15 protein-coding genes are annotated in these 19,050 nt (G+C 53.5%); 7 read left to right on the plus strand and 8 right to left on the minus strand.

The window, feature by feature from the left end:
• Positions 1-79: 79 nt before the first annotated feature.
• The 3 genes from argF (GBC03_07785) to arcA form a co-directional block, all read right to left on the minus strand.
• Positions 80-1,084: an ornithine carbamoyltransferase gene (argF, locus tag GBC03_07785; GenBank protein QFS70111.1), complete on the minus strand. Its 1,005-nt coding sequence runs from the start codon at positions 1,082-1,084 to the stop codon at positions 80-82.
• Between the two features lie 110 nt (positions 1,085-1,194).
• On the minus strand, positions 1,195-2,127 hold the full coding sequence (gene arcC / locus GBC03_07790; protein ID QFS70112.1) for a carbamate kinase: 933 nt from the start codon (positions 2,125-2,127) through the stop codon (positions 1,195-1,197).
• 10 nt (positions 2,128-2,137) lie between these two features.
• A complete protein-coding gene (arcA, locus tag GBC03_07795) occupies positions 2,138-3,358 on the minus strand; it encodes an arginine deiminase (protein ID QFS70113.1) in 1,221 nt (406 codons plus the stop codon).
• Between the two features lie 677 nt (positions 3,359-4,035).
• On the opposite strand from arcA, the gene GBC03_07800 reads away from it, so the two are divergent.
• The 3 genes from GBC03_07800 to GBC03_07810 all read left to right on the plus strand — a co-directional run bounded on the left by GBC03_07800 (position 4,036) and on the right by GBC03_07810 (position 8,543).
• Positions 4,036-4,488, plus strand: coding sequence for a YhcH/YjgK/YiaL family protein (locus tag GBC03_07800; GenBank protein QFS70114.1), 453 nt, complete (start codon positions 4,036-4,038; stop codon positions 4,486-4,488).
• Positions 4,489-4,967: 479 nt separating this feature from the next.
• Positions 4,968-6,068: a cytochrome C gene (locus GBC03_07805; GenBank protein ID QFS70115.1), complete on the plus strand. Its 1,101-nt coding sequence runs from the start codon at positions 4,968-4,970 to the stop codon at positions 6,066-6,068.
• 27 nt (positions 6,069-6,095) lie between these two features.
• Complete coding sequence (locus GBC03_07810) at positions 6,096-8,543, plus strand: molybdopterin guanine dinucleotide-containing S/N-oxide reductase (GenBank protein QFS70116.1); 2,448 nt, start codon at positions 6,096-6,098, stop codon at positions 8,541-8,543.
• Positions 8,544-8,637: 94 nt separating this feature from the next.
• Here GBC03_07810 and argF (GBC03_07815) read toward each other — a convergent pair whose 3' ends face one another.
• A complete protein-coding gene (gene argF, locus GBC03_07815) occupies positions 8,638-9,642 on the minus strand; it encodes an ornithine carbamoyltransferase (GenBank protein ID QFS70117.1) in 1,005 nt (334 codons plus the stop codon).
• Between the two features lie 163 nt (positions 9,643-9,805).
• On the opposite strand from argF (GBC03_07815), the gene rraB reads away from it, so the two are divergent.
• The 3 genes from rraB to GBC03_07830 all read left to right on the plus strand — a co-directional run bounded on the left by rraB (position 9,806) and on the right by GBC03_07830 (position 11,968).
• Positions 9,806-10,231 (plus strand): ribonuclease E inhibitor RraB, encoded by a 426-nt coding sequence (gene rraB, locus GBC03_07820; protein ID QFS70118.1) that lies wholly within the window; start codon positions 9,806-9,808, stop codon positions 10,229-10,231.
• A 60-nt stretch (positions 10,232-10,291) separates the two neighbouring features.
• A complete protein-coding gene (gene miaE, locus GBC03_07825; GenBank protein ID QFS70119.1) occupies positions 10,292-11,056 on the plus strand; it encodes a tRNA isopentenyl-2-thiomethyl-A-37 hydroxylase MiaE in 765 nt (254 codons plus the stop codon).
• A gap of 81 nt (positions 11,057-11,137) precedes the next feature.
• The gene (locus GBC03_07830; protein QFS70120.1) at positions 11,138-11,968 is read left to right on the plus strand and encodes a topoisomerase II; all 831 of its coding nucleotides are present in this window, start codon (positions 11,138-11,140) and stop codon (positions 11,966-11,968) included.
• 6 nt (positions 11,969-11,974) lie between these two features.
• Here the strand turns inward: GBC03_07830 and GBC03_07835 are convergent, their stop codons facing one another.
• Positions 11,975-12,478, minus strand: a complete 504-nt coding sequence (locus tag GBC03_07835; protein ID QFS70121.1) for a GNAT family N-acetyltransferase — start codon at positions 12,476-12,478, stop codon at positions 11,975-11,977.
• A 179-nt stretch (positions 12,479-12,657) separates the two neighbouring features.
• On the opposite strand from GBC03_07835, the gene GBC03_07840 reads away from it, so the two are divergent.
• Positions 12,658-13,848: a DUF898 family protein gene (locus tag GBC03_07840; protein ID QFS70122.1), complete on the plus strand. Its 1,191-nt coding sequence runs from the start codon at positions 12,658-12,660 to the stop codon at positions 13,846-13,848.
• Positions 13,849-13,920: 72 nt separating this feature from the next.
• Here GBC03_07840 and GBC03_07845 read toward each other — a convergent pair whose 3' ends face one another.
• From GBC03_07845 to pepA, 3 genes are all read right to left on the minus strand, one after another.
• On the minus strand, positions 13,921-16,776 hold the full coding sequence (locus tag GBC03_07845; protein QFS70123.1) for a valine--tRNA ligase: 2,856 nt from the start codon (positions 16,774-16,776) through the stop codon (positions 13,921-13,923).
• Complete coding sequence (holC, locus tag GBC03_07850; GenBank protein QFS70124.1) at positions 16,776-17,258, minus strand: DNA polymerase III subunit chi; 483 nt, start codon at positions 17,256-17,258, stop codon at positions 16,776-16,778. Before holC ends, GBC03_07845 begins: the two co-directional genes overlap by 1 nt.
• 97 nt (positions 17,259-17,355) lie before the next feature.
• On the minus strand, positions 17,356-18,867 hold the full coding sequence (gene pepA, locus GBC03_07855) for a leucyl aminopeptidase (GenBank protein QFS70125.1): 1,512 nt from the start codon (positions 18,865-18,867) through the stop codon (positions 17,356-17,358).
• Positions 18,868-19,050 lie beyond the last annotated feature (183 nt).

The raw sequence follows: 19,050 nt of genomic DNA on the forward strand, positions 1-19,050 counted from the left end.
GGGCACCCGCGCCCGGTTCGTTCGGTCCAGTAGCTACCGTGGAGAAAGACGCCGTCCCGGACGGCGCTTTCCGTGTGGGTTAGTCGCCGAGCGTCGCCACCATCACTGCTTTGATGGTGTGCATGCGATTTTCTGCTTCGTCGAACACGATGGAGTGAGCGGATTCAAAAACCTCTTCCGTGACTTCCAGCCCTTTCAGGCCGTAGGCCGCTTCGATTTCACGTCCCACTTTGGTGTGTTCGTTATGGAAGGCGGGCAGGCAGTGCATGAATTTCACGTTGGGATTGCCGGTGGCGTCGATAACCTTCTGGTTGATCTGGTACGGCGTCATTAGGCTGACGCGCTCAGCCCAAGCCTCTTTCGGCTCACCCATGGAGACCCAGACGTCGGTGTACAGAAAATCGACGTCGTAAACGCCCTCTTCAACATCGTCCGTCAGCGTAATGCGCGCCCCGGTGGTGCTGGCGATGTTGCGGCACTGGGCGACCAGCGCTTCATCTGGCCAGAAGGATTTTGGCGCGACGAGGCGAATATCCATGCCCATCTTCGCGGCACCGACCATCAGTGAATTGCCCATGTTGTTACGCGCATCGCCAAGGTAAGCGAAGCTCAGTTCGGGCAGCGTTTTTCCAGGCGCGTGCTCCAGCATGGTCATCAGATCCGCGAGGATCTGCGTAGGATGGAATTCGTCAGTCAGGCCGTTCCACACCGGCACCCCGGCGTATTGCCCCAGTTCCTCAACGATCTGTTGACCGAACCCGCGGTACTCGATGCCGTCATACATCCGGCCCAGTACGCGAGCGGTATCTTTCATCGACTCTTTATGCCCAATCTGCGATCCACTTGGGCCGAGGTAAGTGACCTGCGCGCCCTGGTCAAATGCCCCGACCTCAAAGGCACAGCGGGTGCGGGTGGAGGTTTTTTCGAATATCAGCGCGATATTTTTCCCGGTCAGCGTTTGCTTTTCGCGCCCGGCTTTCTTCGCCGCCTTCAGTTCAATCGCCAGATCGATCAGGAACTGAATTTCCGCCGGAGTAAAGTCGAGAAGCTTCAAAAAGTTGCGATTTTTCAGTGAAATAGCCATCAATGTATCCTTGTTAAAATGAACTGCCTGATGACGCTGCGCTTATCAGGCCTACGGACGTGAATCGGTGTAGGCCGGATAAGGCGAGGCCGCCATCCGGCAAAAAAGCCTTACGCGTCAACATCGGCGGTTTCGCGCCGAATCAGGGTGCCTTTATCTCCGGCGAGAATGGCCGGACCATCGGCCAGCGAACCGATGCCCGCAATGCCGTGGCAGCGGCTGACAAATTCAGCGCAGGCGCTGACTTTGGGTCCCATTGAGCCTGCATCAAACTGCATTTCGCTCAGCAGTTCCGGCGTCACCTGCGCCAGCGGACGTTGGGTGGGTTTGCCCCAGTCGAGGTACACCGCGTCGGCATCGGTCAGGATCAGCAACGCGTCGGCGTGGATCTGGCTGGCAAGCAGCGCGGCGGAGAGGTCTTTGTCGATCACCGCTTCGAGGCCGTGGTAACCGTCCGCTCTCTCGACGACCGGCACACCGCCGCCACCGTTACAGATGACCAGGTGATCGCGGGCGATCAGTGCCTGGATGGCGTCGCTCTCAACAATGCGTTTCGGCTGTGGTGAGGGCACCACGCGGCGAAAGGCTTTACCGTCAGCTTTGAAAACCCAGCCTTTTTCCGCCTGTAACGCATCGGCCTGTGCGTGGTCATAAACCGGGCCGATATACTTGGTGGGGTTGCGAAAGGCCGGATCGTTTGCGTCCACTTCCACCTGAGTAAGCAGCACGCTGATTTCCCGCTGCGGCAGTTGATTTTTCAGCGCCTGTTGCAGCATGTAGCCGATCATCCCCTGGCTTTCCGCCCCGAGAATATCCAGCGGGTACGGGGTGACGCGGTCATAGGCGCTGTTCTGCAATGCCAGTAGACCCACCTGCGGCCCGTTGCCGTGAACCAGCACCACCCGCCATTGCTGAGTGAGTTGGGCGATCGTTTTCGCCGCCAGGATGATGTTCTTGCGTTGGATATCGGCTTCCAGCGGTTCGCCGCGCTTGAGCAACGCATTGCCGCCCAGAGCGACAACCAAAGTCGGTTTGTTTTGCATGGTGGGTTCCTTAAATGCCATCGCGTTCCAGTGGGCAACTCATGCAGCGCGCGCCGCCGCGCCCGCGCCCCAGTTCGTCGCCGGGGATGGGCAGCACGGTGATGCCGGCTTTGTCGTATTTCTCGTTGGTCCAGATGTTGCGTTCGTAGCCCACGACCACGCCGGGGCGCAGCGTGAGGACGTTGTTGGCGTCGTTCCACTGTTCGCGTTCGGCTTCAAAGGCGTCGCCGCCGGTGGTAATCAAGCGCACTTGATCGATGCCGAGTGCTTTCTCAATGGCGTTAACCAGCGTGCGTTCTTCGGTACGTTTCAGGCCGCCGCGGCCGTCTGGCGTCAGGGTCCAGCACTGCACGTCCTGGCGCACCACTTCCGGGTAAACGGAGAAGGTGTCGATATCGATGTGGGTCATGACGGTATCGAGGTGCATACAGGAGCGGTGTTTGGGGAGCTCAACGGCGATCACCCGTTCAGCCTGGCGATGTTTAAACAGAGACTGGGCAAGAAACTCGATCCCTTGCGGGGTCGTGCGTTCAGACATCCCGATCAGCACGGCCCCGCGCCCGATCACCAGTACATCACCGCCTTCTAAGGTGGCATGGTCGTAATTAATATTCTCGTCGCCGAAATATTTAATAAAGTCGCCGTCGGCAAATTGTGGATGCCAACGATAGATGGCTCGCAGATTATTGGTTTCGCGCTGGCGGGCCGGTTTAGCCATTGGGTTAATGGAGACGCCGTTATATATCCAGCAGGAAGTATCACGGGTAAATAAATGGTTCGGCAATGGCTTCATAATAAAGTCATTAATATCGTGGGTATCGACCACCATATTTTTAATTGAGGCGGGAATTTCACCGTAGGTGAGTCCACCGCTTAAATGACGGGCCAGTTCACGATGCGACATATCGGCAAGCCAGGCACGGATATCGGTGGCGAAAGTAGGGCCAAGTCGGTAATCCGAGATTTGTGTTTCCAGCAGCCAGCTTTTCGCATCCGCGATATCCAGCGTTTGTGTCAGTAAATCAGTCAGTAACAGGACTTCGATACCCTGCTCGCGTAACGTGTTGGCGAAAATATCATGCTCTTCACCCGCGCGTTCAACCGACAGTACGTCATCAAACAGGAGCTCCTGGCAGTTAGACGGCGTGAGGCGTTTCAGGCTGAGATTAGGGCGATGCAACATCACACTGCGTAGTTGGCCGATTTCAGAACCGACATAATGTTTTTCCATTACGATACCTTTCACTCTATTTCAGGAATAAAAAGGGGGTGGCTGCGAATAATAAAAATGCTCGCAGTCATAACTGTTCCGATATTTTTCGAGAGGCATCATTGAATTATTAAGACGTCGAGAATGTGATGGGTTTCACATCCATTCGGTTATTTGTTTTTTCTTAATTAATATATGACAGAGGTCTGAGAAATAACAAAAATAAAAAGTATAAAACTGAATTACTACGCAGTTATACGGCAGGTTATTCTTCAGTGTTAATTATTTGTTGGCGAGATCAAATAATGAAAGTAATGTAACACTATGATTTGTATCAAATAATAATGATTCGATGCATAGATATGCGTATTGTGAATTATATTATTTTTACCATAAAGTAAATCGCGCAATAACTATGGTGATTATCATTGATTGAGTAAGGGAAATGAATTGTGATCGCCTGGCGGTTTTTCTTATAACTCTTTTTATAACAGTATGTTATGAAAATTTACCCTTGGTTGAATTTACATTTTATGCACTAAATATGCATAGAACACTGTTTGGTGTTAACAGATAGTCAACAACTTCAGCGATAAACATGCGCTGACGCAAAACTTTGCAAGATAGCGATGGCACGGCAGGGCATTTTTTCGTATAACAATTAAAATTGAAACGCTGTTTTGAATGAGGGGTATAAGATGATCGTTGGTAACATTCACCATCTGCAATCCTGGCTTCCTGAAGAACTTCGCCAGGCGATTGAGCACATCAAGGCAAACGTCACCGAAACGACGGAGAAGGGGAAACATGAGATCGACGGCAGCCGTCTGTTCTATCTGATTTCTGAAGATATGACCGAGCCGTTCGAGAAGCGTCGGGCGGAGTATCACGCGCGCTATCTGGATATTCAGATCGTGCTGAAAGGGCAGGAAGGGATGACCTTCAGCGTTCTGCCTGCCGGTAAGCCGGATACCGACTGGCTGGCTGATAAAGACATCGCGTTTTTAGCGGAAGGTGAGCAAGAGAAAACGCTGATCCTGAATGAAGGCGACTTTGTCGTCTTTTATCCGCAAGAAGTGCACAAACCGCTGTGTGCCGTCGGCGCACCCGCGCCGGTGCGTAAAGCGGTGGTTAAACTGCTGATGGCCTGAAACAGTCAAGGCCGGGACTGAGCAGCCGCTCCCTGAATCGGAGCGGCTGTACCTTTTATCCCTTATCTTAAATTCGGCCGTAAAGTTCCTTGCTCCTGCGAAAGCGGTAAAAAATATCAAAACGGCTGCCTGCATTCATCATTCAGAAGAGAGCCAATCTGTACAGGTCGGTTTATTTCAGCCATTAATAGCGCACCGCGATCACATTATTTCCTTATGTATTTAAATATATAACGAGGGCTCGATTTCAGTTAGTCGTTGTATATTTAATTTTATATCGCTATCGCCATAACTTCAGTCACAACATACGGTTAGCGGTAACCTTTTCGGTTAACTTTCAAAAACTCGATCAATAGCACGTTTAACTCTTTCTGGTTAATAACACTTTTGTGTTACATCAATTCTTGTTTAAAAAGCATCCCGCAAAATATATCCCACAAAATTAAATATTAACTTTTGAATTAATTTCAGGGCAAGGTATGAATAAAAAATGGAAGTGGATAGCAGGTCTTGTTTTCGTGGGCATTATCCTGGGGGGAACTCTCGCGCTGTCATCCATGTGGATGATGCATAAAACGTCTGACACCTCGTTTTGTCTCTCCTGTCACACCATGCAAGCACCCTATGAAGAGTACCAGGGGTCTGCGCACTTTATGAATCAAAAAGGTATCCGCGCTGAGTGCCAGGATTGCCATATTCCGCAATCGGGTATGGATTACCTGATCACGAAAGTTCGGGCCAGCAAGGATATCTGGCATGAGTTTGTCACCGGCAAAATTGATACGCCGGAAAAATATGAGGCGCACCGCCTTGAGATGGCGGAGACCGTCTGGGATCAAATGAAAGCCAACGATTCGGCGACCTGCCGCTCGTGTCACCAGTTTGACGCCATGGATCTGCAAAAGCAGAGCGCCGACGCGCAGAAAATGCATGCGCTGGGCATCAAAGAAAAACAAACCTGTATTGATTGCCATAAAGGTATCGCGCACTTCCCACCTGAAATCACAATTGACTCCAAAGCCCATGATGCACTGATAGAAAGCGCACGCCAGACGCCGGTTGATGCAAAAGAAGTGTACCCCGTCGCGCCTACCTCACTGGGCAATCTGGGCACGGTTTACCCGGCCACCAAACTGAACGTGGTGGGTCAGTCTGGCGATGCGCGTGAAGTGGAGATAATCGGTAGCCAAATGCAGGGAGCCGAGCAGGTGATTTACTTTGCGGCGGGCCAGCGTTTAGTCCTTGCCACGCTTACCGATGAAGGACAAAAAGCACTCAAAATCTCCAGTGACTGGGAAAAAGATCCTTACGGAAACGCGTGGCGCACGGTTTCTCTACGCGCGCCACTGGCTGAACCCGCACTGGGTAAACCCGACGCTATCTGGGACTACGCCAAAACACTCGACAAAACGTATTGCTCCGGATGCCATGCGCCGATTTCTTCTGAACATTACACCTTAAATGCCTGGCCTTCCGTAGCAAAAGGGATGGGCGCGAGAACGGACATCAGCGCTGAGGATTTAGACATCCTTACTCGCTGGTTCCAGTATCACGCCAAAGATTTTACCTCTAAGGAATAACTGAAAATTACGATTAAAGGAAACCCCATGAATCTTACACGACGTAACTTTATAAAGTATGCCGGCGGTTCCGCTGGCGCAATGATGATTACCTCGGCAATCCCGATGCCGACGTGGGCCGCAGGCGCGCCGGGTAACGCGATCCTGACTGCGGGGCGTTGGGGAGCGATGTACATTGAGGTTAAAGACGGCAAAATTGTTTCGTCTCGTGGCGCGCTGGCGAAAACGATTCCCAACGATCTGCAAACTACCGCACCGGATCAGGCACATACCCCGTGCCGTATTCAATCTCCGATGGTACGTAAAGGCTTTCTGAATGCGCCGGGCAAACCGGACGGCAACCGTGGTAAAGACGAGTTCGTCAAAGTGTCATGGGAAGACGCCCTGAAGCTCATTCACGAACAGCACGCCCGTATCCGTGCCGAGCATGGCCCTTCTTCCGTATTTGCGGGGTCTTATGGCTGGCGCTCCAGTGGCGTACTGCACAAAGCGCAGACGCTGCTTCAGCGTTACATGAGCATGGCGGGCGGCTACACCGGACATACCGGCGACTACTCTACTGGCGCGGCACAGGTGATCATGCCGCACGTAGTCGGTTCGGTAGAAGTTTACGAGCAGCAGACGGCATGGCCGCTGCTCCTTGAACATAGCCAGGTGGTGGTCCTGTGGGGCCTTAACCCACTGAACACCCTGAAAATTGCCTGGACCAGTACTGATGAGCAAGGCCTCGAGTACTTCAATAAACTGAAAGCCTCCGGCAAAACCGTTATCGCCATCGATCCGCAACGCTCAGAAACCATCGATTTCTTCGGTGATAAAGCGCAGTGGATTGCGCCGAATATGGGTACCGACGTGGCGCTGATGTTGGGTATTGCGTCCGTGCTGGTAGAAAAAGGCCTGCATGACAAAGCCTTCCTCGATAAATACACCACCGGCTATGGCGAATTCGAAGCTTATCTGACGGGTAAAAGCGACAACACGCCGAAAAATCCGGCCTGGGCCGAGAAGATTTGCGGCGTTCCGGCGAAGCAAATGGAAATTCTGGCGGAAATCTTTGCCAAGAATAAAACCATGCTGATGGCGGGCTGGGGCATTCAGCGTCAGCAGTATGGCGAACAGCGCCACTGGATGCTGGTCACCCTGGCGGCGATGCTCGGCCAGATTGGTACCGAGGGTGGCGGTTTTGGTTTCTCTTACCATTACTCTAACGGCGGCAACCCAACCCGTAGCGGCGGGGTGCTGTCGGCGATTTCAGCGACAATCGCAGGCGGCTCGTCTGCTGGCAACGACTGGGCAACTTCCGATGCGGTTGAAGCGTTCCCGGTTGCGCGTATTGTTGAGGCCCTGGAAAACCCCGGTGGCAAATATCAGCATAATGGTAAAGAACAAACCTTCCCCGATCTGCGCATGATCTGGTGGGCCGGCGGTGGCAACTTCACTCATCATCAGGACACCAACCGCCTGGTAAAAGCCTGGCAAAAACCGGAACTGGTGGTGATCTCCGAGTGCTACTGGACGGCTGCTGCCAAGCACGCTGATATTGTTCTGCCGATCACCACATCGTTTGAACGTAACGACCTGACCATGACCGGCGACTACAGCAACCAGCATCTGGTGCCGATGAAACAAGCTATCCCACCGCAATTCGAGGCCCGCAACGATTTTGACGTGTTCGCGGATATGGCGGAGTTGCTGAAACCAGGCGGTAAAGCTGCCTATACCGAAGGCAAGAGCGAAATGGACTGGCTGCGCGAGTTCTACGACGTGGCGCAGAAAGGCGCTCGCCAGCAGCGCGTCAATATGCCGCAGTTTACCGCCTTCTGGGACGCGAACAAGCTGATCGAAATGCGTAAGAACCCGAAAGAAGAAGCATTTGTGCGCTATGCCGATTTCCGTAAGGACCCGGTGATGAACCCGCTGGGTACGCCGAGCGGCAAAATCGAGATCTACTCGAAAACCATCGAAGGCTTCAACTATAAGGATTGCCCGGCGCATCCGACCTGGCTGGAACCAGACGAGTGGGCTGGCAACGCTAAAGAGGGTGAACTGCAACTGCTGACCGCGCACCCGGCGCATCGTTTACACAGCCAGCTTAACTATGCGTCGCTGCGTAAACAGTATGCGGTGGCTAACCGTGAGCCGTTCTACATCCATCCGGAAGATGCGAAAAAACGTGGCATTGCCGACGGCGATTTGGTGCGTGTCTGGAACGCGCGCGGCCAGGTGTTGACCGGCGCGAAAGTTACCGACGGCATCAAGCAGGGCGTGGTGTGTATCCATGAAGGCGCATGGCCGGATCTGGATTATGCTGGCACCGGGATCTGTAAAAACGGCGGGGCCAACGTGCTTACCAAAGACATCCCGACCTCGCGTCTGGCGAATGGCTGTGCTGGCAACACTGCGCTGGTGATGGCGGAGAAATACACTGGACCGGAGCTGGAACTTACCGCGTTTACGCCACCAATGGGCGCGTAATTCACGGTTGTAATACTGAGCGGAAACGGTGATTTCGTCTCAGACTACTCATGAACCCCACATTGTTATGTGGGGTTTTTCTTTGCAGATAACATTATTGTGCCAGCGTTGCCACCATCACGGCTTTAATGGTATGCATCCGGTTTTCGGCCTGGTCGAACACAATACTGGCCGGGGATTCAAATACCTCATCGGTGACTTCCATCCCGCCATGCAGACCAAATTCCTCCGCCATTTTTTTACCGAGCGTGGTCTGGTCGTCATGAAACGCGGGCAGGCAGTGCAGGAACTTCACCTGCGGATTCCCGGAAAGCGTCATCATCTGGCTGTTGACCTGATAGTCACGCAGCATGGCGATACGCTCCGCCCACTTCTCTTTTGGTTCGCCCATCGACACCCAGACGTCGGTGTAGATAAAGTCCGCACCTTTCACTCCTGCCGCGATATCTTCGGTGAGCGTAATGTTGCCGCCATTTTTCTTCGCCATTGCGCTGCATTCTGCGACCAGCGATGCTTCTGGCCAGCAGGTTTTTGGCGCCACCAGACGCAGATCAAGCCCGGTGAGTGCGGCGGCTTCCAGCATTGAGTTACCCATGTTATTGCGCGCATCACCGGCGTAAACCAGCGTCATGTCGTTGAACGCTGTGCCCGGTAAATGTTCCTGCATTGTCAGCAGGTCGGCCAGCAACTGGGTGGGATGGAACTCATTGGTCAACCCGTTCCATACCGGTACACCGGCATAGTCGGCCAGCGTTTCGACCACTTCCTGACCGTAACCGCGATACTGAATGCCGTCATACATCCTGCCCAGCACGCGTGCGGTGTCCTTAATTGACTCTTTATGCCCAATCTGGCTCCCGCTGGAACCGAGATAAGTGACGCGAGCGCCCTGGTCGTAAGCGGCAACTTCGAAAGAGCATCGTGTACGGGTCGAGTCTTTTTCGAAGATGAGCGCGATGTTTTTGCCTGTAAGTTTTTGTTCTTCTTTGCCATTTTTCTTATCGGCTTTCAGTTTTGCGGCAAGTTGGATAAGTGCGTTGAGTTCAGCAGAGGTGAAATCGAGTAACTTTAAAAAATGCTTCTGATAAAAACCTGACATAGTTCCCTCCCATGGCTGATGCCATCTATTGAATTAAAATTCAATTTATATGGATGATTATGCATTTGCAACCCCGTTTAACAAATCTTTTCTGGAAAGGTGGAGGCAACGACGGTGGTATGTGACAATAAGAGTATCGGCAGGACATTATGAGGAACGAGCCATGGCAAACCCGGAACAACTGGAAGAGCAGCGTGAAGAAACGCGCCTGATTATTGAAGAATTACTGGATGATGGCAGCGACCCGGACGCGCTGTATACCATCGAGCACCATCTTTCCGCAGACGATTTCGAAACCCTGGAAAAAGCCGCGGTTGAAGCGTTTAAACTTGGCTACGAAGTGACCGAGCCGGAAGAGCTGGAAGTGGAAGAAGGCGACACCGTCATTTGCTGCGATATCCTCAGTGAATGTGCGCTGAAAGCCGATCTTATCGACGCGCAGGTTGAGCAACTGATGAACCTGGCAGAGAAATATGACGTTGAATACGACGGCTGGGGCACCTACTTTGAAGATCCGAACGGTGAAGAAGGTGAAGAGGGCGACGACGAAGACTACGTCGACGAAGATGACGACGGCGTGCGTCACTAAGATCCCCGCACGTTAAAAGAGTACGGCAGTTTGCTGCCGTACTCTTTCGACAGGTTACACATGGACTATCCGCAAATTCTCTCCCCGGTACGCCAGTTTCTACACTGTCCTACCCCGCAGGCCTGGATTGACCAGGCGCGCGATCCGCAAAACCTTCCTCTGCTGCTCACCGATCATTTGATTTGCGAACTTAAGGCGGCGCAAACGGCGATGCTGCTGGTGCGTAAGTACGTGGCGGATAAACCGGGTGCGGATGCGCTGCTCGCCTGGCTGCAGCCGTATGAAGCCTTTGCCTTCCGCGAAGGGCCGGAACCGGACTTTGTCGCGCTCCATAAACAGATTGGTAAAAGCGTGATGCCAGAAACGGACGATCCGTGGGGCCGCCAGCTTATCGACAGCATGGTGCTGTTGATAAAAGAAGAACTGCACCACTTCTGGCAGGTGCGCGAAGCGATGCAGGCCAGAAATATTCCTTACGTGAAGATCACCGCCAGTCGCTACGCAAAAGGGATGCTGAAAGCGGTGCGCACGCATGAACCGCTGACGCTGATTGATAAGCTGATTTGTGGGGCTTACATCGAAGCACGCTCCTGCGAACGCTTTGCCGCGCTGGCCCCGTTTCTCGATGACGACCTGCAAAAGTTCTACCTGTCGCTACTGCGCTCCGAAGCGCGCCACTTTCAGGACTACCTGGCGCTGGCGCAACAGGTGTCGCAGGAGGATATTTCTCCCCGCGTCCGTCATTTTGGTGAAGTGGAAGCCGTGCTGATAGCCTCACCGGACAATGAGTTTCGCTTTCACAGCGGCGTCCCCGTCGCCTCTTAATTTCGGTAGTTCTGCCTGCTGTAAGGTGACATCCCGTCGCGAGCAGGGAAAAATGTCTCCTTTTCAGGGCAAGGAATACCGATGAACTGGACACATGTACTTCTCGCAGGCTACGTCGGCGCGGTTATCGCTGCGGTGATTGGGCTGATGCGTAAAAAAGGCTGGGTGGGGAAAGCCTCTGGCGCGGTGCTGATGATTGTGGCGATCGTCGCGTGGAACCTCTTTGACGTGCACTACCTGATCCCGCGAGAAAAAGCGGCATCCGGTCAAACGGAAGAGCAGCAGTTTGATGCCGTGCTACTGCAAATGCCGACGTTTCAGGTACTGAAGGAACAGGAGCCGACATTCTGGATCCATCTTCGTACACAGGCGCTGCAGCTAAAAAATGAAGGTAAAACCGAGCAGCAAATTATCGATACCATTCAACCGCAGGTGCTACAAATTCAGATGTCGCGTTTACAGCAGGCGCCGGACAGCAACGTCGTTGACTATATGAAGATCAATCTCGAACAGATTGCCGCGGTGCAGAAAAAAGGCGACGACGAGTGTTTCCGCTTTCTCTTCCCGCAGGTCAAAGGCGGGATTAACCCGACGCGTCTGATCTCGCAGGATATTCTGAAACGGCGTATGGAAGGCGATGCCACGATGATGCGCGCGGCGTATGGTGTCAATAAACACACGGTGACAGAGGCTGAGAAACAACAGGCCATGGAGGATCTGCAAAACGTCGTACCGGTGCTGGTGCAGCGTTACGGGCAGGATGTACAGCTTATGGCTGAGCCGCAGAAGGGCGTGGGGAAAGAAAAGGTTGTCTGCGATCTGGTGCAGGATATGTGGGTGGAAGTGCTGAAATTGCCAGCCGCTCAGGCCGCTGGCGTGATTCGACTTTCGGTATCGCCTGAGATGCAATAACCTGCTTTACAGGGGTTTGAGCATGCGCACTTCGCAATCGACGTGCCCGGTGCAGCCCAGCGGTTCGCTGATATGCTCAAACCCTAAATGTTCGTACAGGCCAATCGCCTCGCGTAAAAAGGCAGTGGTTTCCAGATAGCAGTGTTTAAATCCCTGCGCGCGAGCGTGGTCCATCGCCATCAGCGCCAGCTTTTTCGCCATGCCTTGTCCGCGCGCCGCGGGCAAAAAGTACATTTTTTGCAGCTCGCAAATATCGGGTTCGCTACACGTTAACGGGGCAATTCCGCCACCGCCCACGATTTCCCCATTACGCTCCACCACCCAATACGCATGGCCTGGCTGAGAGTAGAGCTGATACAGTTCGTCCAGATTCGGATCGGCAACCGTATAGCCTTTGTCAGCGGAGAGACCATATTCGGCGGACACCTGACGGATAACCGCCGCGATGACAGGATTATCCTGTACGCAAAGGGGACGGAGAGTGAGGGACTGATGCTGTTGATTACTCATATTTTCGTTTAATTAAATCTACATATATATAATTATAATTGATATCACTGTCTGTGAAAGCATGCAAGCAGTACGTAAAAAAACAAGCGTTTCTTCACTGAACGGGTTATTCTGCGTTTTCTGATAGTGATATTATTTAATAGTTTTCATTTTTATATTTGGCAAACAAAGGAATTGTTATGGACTCAGTAGTAAAAAACGGGCAGCAGTCTCGTTGGCAGTTTGACTTTCATGGTCGCGCCGGAGAATATTTTATGATCTGCCTGACTAATATCATTCTATGTATCATTACTCTTGGCATTTATACACCATGGGCGATGGTGCGCAGTCGTCGCTATATTTATGAAAATATGGAATTGAACGGTGCGCGTTTTGGCTACCATGCGACGGGACTGGCAATTTTCTTAAGCTGGTTGTTCCTGGTTTTTGTTATTATCTTGATCTCTTTCTTCGCCGCCGTGCCCGCGCTTGAACTGGTGTTACTGTTGGTATTTTTCCTGGTATTACCCCTCTTTATGGTCAAAAGCATAAAATATAATGCCATGATGACCACACTGAATAATGTGCGCTTTAACTTTCACAGCCCATTGGGACGTGCATGGTGGGTGATGATGGGATTACCCGTTGTGCTTTATATTCTGCTGACGGTGATTATTCTCCTGGTGGTGAATATTCCTGGTGACAGCGTTACGGCTATTATTACAAAAGTCCTGTTAGCATTCGTTATTTTCCTGGCAGGCGCCGGCGTTATTGCCGGTGTCGTGTATGCGAAATGGATTACGCTGCTCGGTGAGGGCGGTCAGTTTGGTATTCATCGTTTCGCTGTTGCTGTAAGCGTAAAACAGTGCATTAAAGTGTGTTTCCTGTCGATGCTGATCGTTGTGCCTTTCCTGGCGATGATTGCCTGGCTCTTTTCCGGCATTTTCAGCGCCATCATGATGGCCAGCATGATGGGCGGGATGAGTGAGGAGGCGCAGCTTGCACTGATCCTTGAGTACCAGGGACAAATCATCGCCTGCTACCTGCTCTATTTCGCTGCCATTCTGCTTTCCACTGGGTATATGTGGATGGGTTTGCGTAATCATTTTATGAACAGTCTGACGCTCGCGAACGGCGGTATCCGTTTTCATTCCGGTATCGCATTTCATGCGCTGGTGGTGCAGTGGGTGCTGATTGCCGTGGTATCGTCCATTACGCTGGGGCTGGCCTATCCGTTAATGAAGATGCGCTATCTGCGTTTCCTGGCGGCGAATACCTGGGTTGATGGCGATCTGGATACTCTGGAACTGACTGACCATGATGAACAACCCGAGACAGGGCCGATTGCGGTGCTTTCACGCGGTATGATGCCGCAGGTTCCATTTATTTGATACAACAAGCCTGATACAAAAAGGCCGGAGCATGCTCCGGCCTTTTTACATTACCGTTATCCGGTTATTCGATTACAGCGCGGCGATGACCGCCTGCTGCTCAACCAGCTTCGTTTTCGCTTCGGCGTAGCCTTCCAGCTTCTCACGCTCTTTAGCGATGACCGCTTCCGGCGCGCGCGCCACAAAGCCTTCGTTAGCCAGTTTGTTTTCGATACGGCTGATTTCACCTTCGATTTTCGCCACTTCTTTTGCCAGACGCGCCAGCTCATCTTCTTTGTTGATGAGGCCTGCCATCGGGATCAGCAGTTCGGCACCGTCGATAATTTTGGCGACCGATACCGGACCTTTGTCGTCGGCAGGCAGCACGGAGATGCTTTCCAGACGCGCCAGATTCAGCAGGAAGCTGCGGTTGTCGTTCACGCGACGAATCGCGTCATCGCTGCAACCACGCAGCAGCAGTTCCAGCGGTTTGCCCGGCGCGATGTTCATTTCCGCACGGATATTACGCACAGCGGCGATCGCCTGCTTCAGCCATTCGGTATCGGCAAGGGCTGCTTCATCAACCTGAGACGCGTCATAGGCCGGGAACGGTTGCAGCATGATGGTGTCGGCGGTAATCCCACAAATCACTTTCACGCGCTGCCAGATGGTTTCCGTGATAAACGGAATGATCGGGTGCGCCAGGCGCAGCAAACCTTCCAGAACGGTAACCAGCGTGTGGCGAGTGCCGCGCAGTTCAGCTTCCGTCCCACCGTTCATCACCGGTTTCGTCAGTTCCAGATACCAGTCGCAGAACTGGTTCCAGGTGAACTCGTACAGAATGCCCGCGGCGATATCGAAGCGGAAGTTGTCCAGCGCTTCACGATACGCTTTCGTGGTCTGGTTGAATTCCGCCAGGATCCATCTGTCCGCCAGCGACAGGGTCATTTCGCCGCCGTTGAAACCGCAATCCTGGTCTTCCGTGTTCATCAGCACAAAGCGGCTGGCGTTCCACAGCTTGTTACAGAAGTTACGGTAACCTTCCAGACGCTTCATATCCCAGTTGATGTCGCGACCGGTAGAGGCGAGCGCGGCCAGGGTGAAGCGCAGGGCGTCGGTGCCGTGCGGCTCAATGCCGTCCGGGAACTGTTTCTCGGTACGCTTAGCAATCTTCTCTGCCAACTGCGGCTGCATCATGTTGCCGGTACGTTTCTCCAGCAGGTCTGCCAGGGAAATCCCGTCGACCATATCCAGCGGGTCAATGACGTTGCCCTTGGATTTGGACATTTTCTGCCCTTCGTCGTCACGAATCAGACCGGTCATGTAGACGGTATGGAACGGCACCTGCGGCTTGCCGTTTTCATCTTTGATGAAGTGCATGGTCATCATGATCATGCGGGCAATCCAGAAGAAGATGATGTCGAAGCCGGAGACCATCACAGAAGTCGGATGGAACTGACGCAGCGCGTCGGTGTTTTCCGGCCAGCCGAGCGTGGAGAAGGTCCACAGCGCGGAGGAGAACCAGGTATCCAGTACGTCGTCGTCCTGACGCAGCGCAACGTCGGCACCCAGGTTGTTTTCCTTGCGTACTTCGTCTTCGTTGCGGCCCACATAGACGTTACCGTCGTTGTCGTACCATGCCGGAATACGGTGGCCCCACCACAACTGACGGGAGATACACCAGTCCTGAATATCACGCATCCAGGAGAAGTACATATTTTCGTACTGCTTCGGTACGAACTGAATGTCGCCATTCTCAACCGCTTCCACCGCCGGTTTTGCCAGCACGTCGGCACGGACGTACCACTGGTCGGTTAGCATTGGTTCGATGACCACGCCGCCACGGTCGCCGTACGGGACGGTCAGATCGTGTGGTTTAACCTCTTCCAGCAGGCCCAGTGCGTCGACGGCGGCAACCACCGCTTTACGTGCGGCAAAGCGTTCCAGTTTCTGGAACTCAGCCGGGATCTCGCTTGAGTAAACGTCAGATTCTTCGCCTTTGGTGTCGTACACTTCCGCCGTTTCGCGGATATCGCCATCAAAGGTGAAGATGTTGATCATTGGCAGGGCATGACGACGACCGACTTCATAGTCGTTAAAGTCGTGTGCCGGGGTGATCTTCACGCAGCCGGTGCCTTTTTCCATGTCGGCATGTTCGTCACCGACGATCGGAATGCGGCGGTTTACCAGCGGCAGCACCACGAATTTGCCAATCAGATCTTTATAACGCGGATCTTCCGGGTTGACGGCAACGCCGGTATCGCCGAGCAGGGTTTCCGGACGGGTGGTCGCAACCACCAGGTAATCTTTACCGTCAGCGGTTTTTGCGCCGTCGGCCAGCGGGTAGCGGATATGCCACATCGAGCCTTTAGACTCGCGGTTTTCCACTTCCAGGTCAGAAATGGCGGTGCGCAGTTTTGGATCCCAGTTCACCAGGCGTTTGCCACGGTAAATCAGATCTTCTTTGTACAGGCGGACAAACACTTCTTTCACGGCATTGGAAAGACCTTCGTCCATGGTGAAGCGCTCGCGCTCCCAGTCAACGGAGTTACCGAGGCGGCGCATCTGGCGAGTGATGGTGCCGCCGGATTCCGCTTTCCACTGCCAGATTTTGTCAATGAAGGCATCGCGACCATAGTCGTGACGGGTTTTACCTTCTTCTGCGGCAATTTTACGCTCAACCACCATCTGGGTCGCGATACCGGCGTGGTCGGTACCGACCTGCCACAGGGTATTTTTCCCCTGCATGCGCTGGTAGCGAATCAGGGTGTCCATGATGGTTTGCTGGAAAGCATGACCCATATGCAAACTGCCGGTGACGTTCGGCGGCGGGATCATGATGCAGAAGGACTCTTTGCTTTCATCGCCGTTAGGCTTGAAATAGCCCTGCTTTTCCCAGTGCTCGTAAAGCGGCTGTTCGATATCTTGGGGGTTGTATGTCTTTTCCATTATTTCCAGGTTGCCGTATTCAGGTTAAAACCAGCCACGCGGTAGGCTTTGTAGCGTTCACGCGCCGATTGTTTCAGAGAATCTTCGTAAGGAACGAAGTCTATCACTTCTGTGAAAGCGGTGGCAAAATCTGCAAAGCCAACGCGCAGACTGATGAGCAGATCGCGCGGGCTGCTGTTGCGTTTTTCCGGCCAGGCGATTTCCACCGGCGAGCCGCCGCGCGGTCCTTCACCTGCCAGATTGTGCGGGACGAAACTGTCAGCCGGTCTGGCCCACAGTGCTTCATCCAGGCGAATCGCCTGTTTTTCGTCTTCGCAAGCAATCAACACGCGTTTACCACTGCGCCAACGTTCTGCGGCAATCTCACACACCAGTTGCTCGACGGCACTTAAGCCATCGACGGTGTTTTCGTTGTCCAGAAGGTAGAACGTTGCATTCTTCATATATGGGGCTTCTTGTGGTGGATTTAAACGCGTTGCCATGTTGCACACCGTAGGCCTGATAAGGCGCATTAGCGCCGACATCAGGCATTTTGCCGGATGGCACTGCGCTTATCCGGCCTACGGGGCAATCTCTAACTTACTCTTCGCCGGAAAAACCCGCACGATTGAGCAGGAACTGTGACAGCAACGCCACCGGACGACCGGTTGCGCCTTTGGCTTTCCCGGAGCGCCAGGCGGTACCGGCGATATCAAGGTGCGCCCAGTTGTACTTGCGGGTAAAGCGCGACAGGAAGCAGCCTGCGGTGATCGCACCGCCAGGACGGCCGCCAATATTCGCCATGTCCGCAAAATTGGACTCCAGCTGTTCCTGATACTCATCACCCAGCGGCAGACGCCATGCGCGGTCACCGGCTTGTTCAGACGCGCCGATCAGCTCGTGCGCCAGCGGGTTATGGTTCGACATCAGACCGGTGATGTGGTGGCCCAGCGCAATCACGCAGGCACCCGTCAGGGTCGCCACGTCGATCACGGCTTCCGGCTCAAAACGCTCAACGTAGGTTAAGACGTCGCAGAGTACCAGACGGCCTTCGGCATCGGTGTTCAGCACTTCGACCGTCTGACCGGACATCGTCGTCAGCACGTCGCCCGGACGATAGGCGCGACCACCCGGCATGTTTTCACAGCCCGCCAGCACGCCGATGACGTTGATCGGCAACTGAAGCTCCGCCACCATGCGCATCACGCCGTAAACGGCTGCGGCACCGCACATGTCGTACTTCATCTCGTCCATGCCTTCGGCAGGCTTGATGGAGATACCGCCGGAATCAAAGGTGAGCCCTTTACCGACCAACACGATCGGGCGGACGTCTTCGGACGGACTGCCTTTGTACTCGATTACCGACATCAGCGATTCGTTCTGCGAACCGTGACCGACGGCGAGGTAAGAGTGCATTCCCAGCTCTTTCATCTGCTGTTCGCCGATGACGCGGGTGACCACATTCTTACTGTAGCTGTCAGCCAACTGGCGCGCCTGAGAGGCCAGGTAGGCGGCGTTGCAGATATTCGGCGGCATGTTGCCGAGGTCTTTCGCAGCCTTAATACCGGCGGCAATGGCCAGTCCGTGCTGGATAGCACGCTCGCCGCTGGTCAGTTCACGGCGGGTCGGCACGTTGAAGACCATTTTACGCAGCGGGCGACGCGGCTCGCTTTTGGTGGTCTTCAACTGATCGAAACTGTACAGCGTCTCTTTGGCCGTCTCGACAGCCTGACGTACTTTCCAGTAGTTGTTGCGGCCTTTGACGTGCAGTTCGGTCAGGAAGCAGACGGCTTCCATCGAGCCGGTATCATTCAGAGTGTTTATCGTTTTCTGAATAACCTGCTTATACTGACGTTCATCCAGCTCGCGCTCTTTGCCACATCCGATGAGGAGGATACGCTCGGACAGCACGTTGGGAACATGGTGCAGCAACAAGGTCTGACCTGGTTTGCCTTCCAGTTCGCCACGGCGCAGCAGGGCACTGATGTACCCGTCGCTGATTTTATCGAGCTGTTCTGCAATCGGAGAAAGGCGGCGTGGTTCAAAGACGCCCACGACGATGCAGGCACTCCGCTGTTTCTCCGGGCTACCGCTTTTTACACTAAACTCCATGCACTACGCTCCTGAATCTTAAAGACAACGGCGGCGCCTGCGGTTAGAATTGCAAGCTTTCGTAACTCATGTCCGCAGTTGCGGTGACTTCGTGTTAATCTTAACGTTATTACGGCATTGGCACATCAGAACGCGTTCTGAGTGGCGAATCCGCTGAGTATAATAATTTTAGCGACGATTTCG

It is taken from the genome of Citrobacter telavivensis (assembly GCA_009363175.1).
Lineage (GTDB): Bacteria > Pseudomonadota > Gammaproteobacteria > Enterobacterales > Enterobacteriaceae > Citrobacter_A > Citrobacter_A telavivensis.

Bases quoted from the DNA above. Each gene is read 5' to 3' on its own strand.
- holC (QFS70124.1), bottom strand. From the start codon at position 17,258: ATGGCAACGCGTTTAAATCCACCACAAGAAGCCCCATATATGAAGAAT.
- GBC03_07845 (QFS70123.1), bottom strand. From the start codon at position 16,776: ATGGAAAAGACATACAACCCCCAAGATATCGAACAGCCGCTTTACGAG.
- GBC03_07805 (QFS70115.1), top strand. From the start codon at position 4,968: ATGAATAAAAAATGGAAGTGGATAGCAGGTCTTGTTTTCGTGGGCATT.
- miaE (QFS70119.1), top strand. From the start codon at position 10,292: ATGGACTATCCGCAAATTCTCTCCCCGGTACGCCAGTTTCTACACTGT.
- argF (QFS70111.1), bottom strand. From the start codon at position 1,084: ATGGCTATTTCACTGAAAAATCGCAACTTTTTGAAGCTTCTCGACTTT.
- GBC03_07810 (QFS70116.1), top strand. From the start codon at position 6,096: ATGAATCTTACACGACGTAACTTTATAAAGTATGCCGGCGGTTCCGCT.
- GBC03_07835 (QFS70121.1), bottom strand. From the start codon at position 12,478: ATGAGTAATCAACAGCATCAGTCCCTCACTCTCCGTCCCCTTTGCGTA.
- GBC03_07800 (QFS70114.1), top strand. From the start codon at position 4,036: ATGATCGTTGGTAACATTCACCATCTGCAATCCTGGCTTCCTGAAGAA.
- GBC03_07840 (QFS70122.1), top strand. From the start codon at position 12,658: ATGGACTCAGTAGTAAAAAACGGGCAGCAGTCTCGTTGGCAGTTTGAC.
- arcA (QFS70113.1), bottom strand. From the start codon at position 3,358: ATGGAAAAACATTATGTCGGTTCTGAAATCGGCCAACTACGCAGTGTG.
- pepA (QFS70125.1), bottom strand. From the start codon at position 18,867: ATGGAGTTTAGTGTAAAAAGCGGTAGCCCGGAGAAACAGCGGAGTGCC.
- GBC03_07830 (QFS70120.1), top strand. From the start codon at position 11,138: ATGAACTGGACACATGTACTTCTCGCAGGCTACGTCGGCGCGGTTATC.
- argF (QFS70117.1), bottom strand. From the start codon at position 9,642: ATGTCAGGTTTTTATCAGAAGCATTTTTTAAAGTTACTCGATTTCACC.
- rraB (QFS70118.1), top strand. From the start codon at position 9,806: ATGGCAAACCCGGAACAACTGGAAGAGCAGCGTGAAGAAACGCGCCTG.
- arcC (QFS70112.1), bottom strand. From the start codon at position 2,127: ATGCAAAACAAACCGACTTTGGTTGTCGCTCTGGGCGGCAATGCGTTG.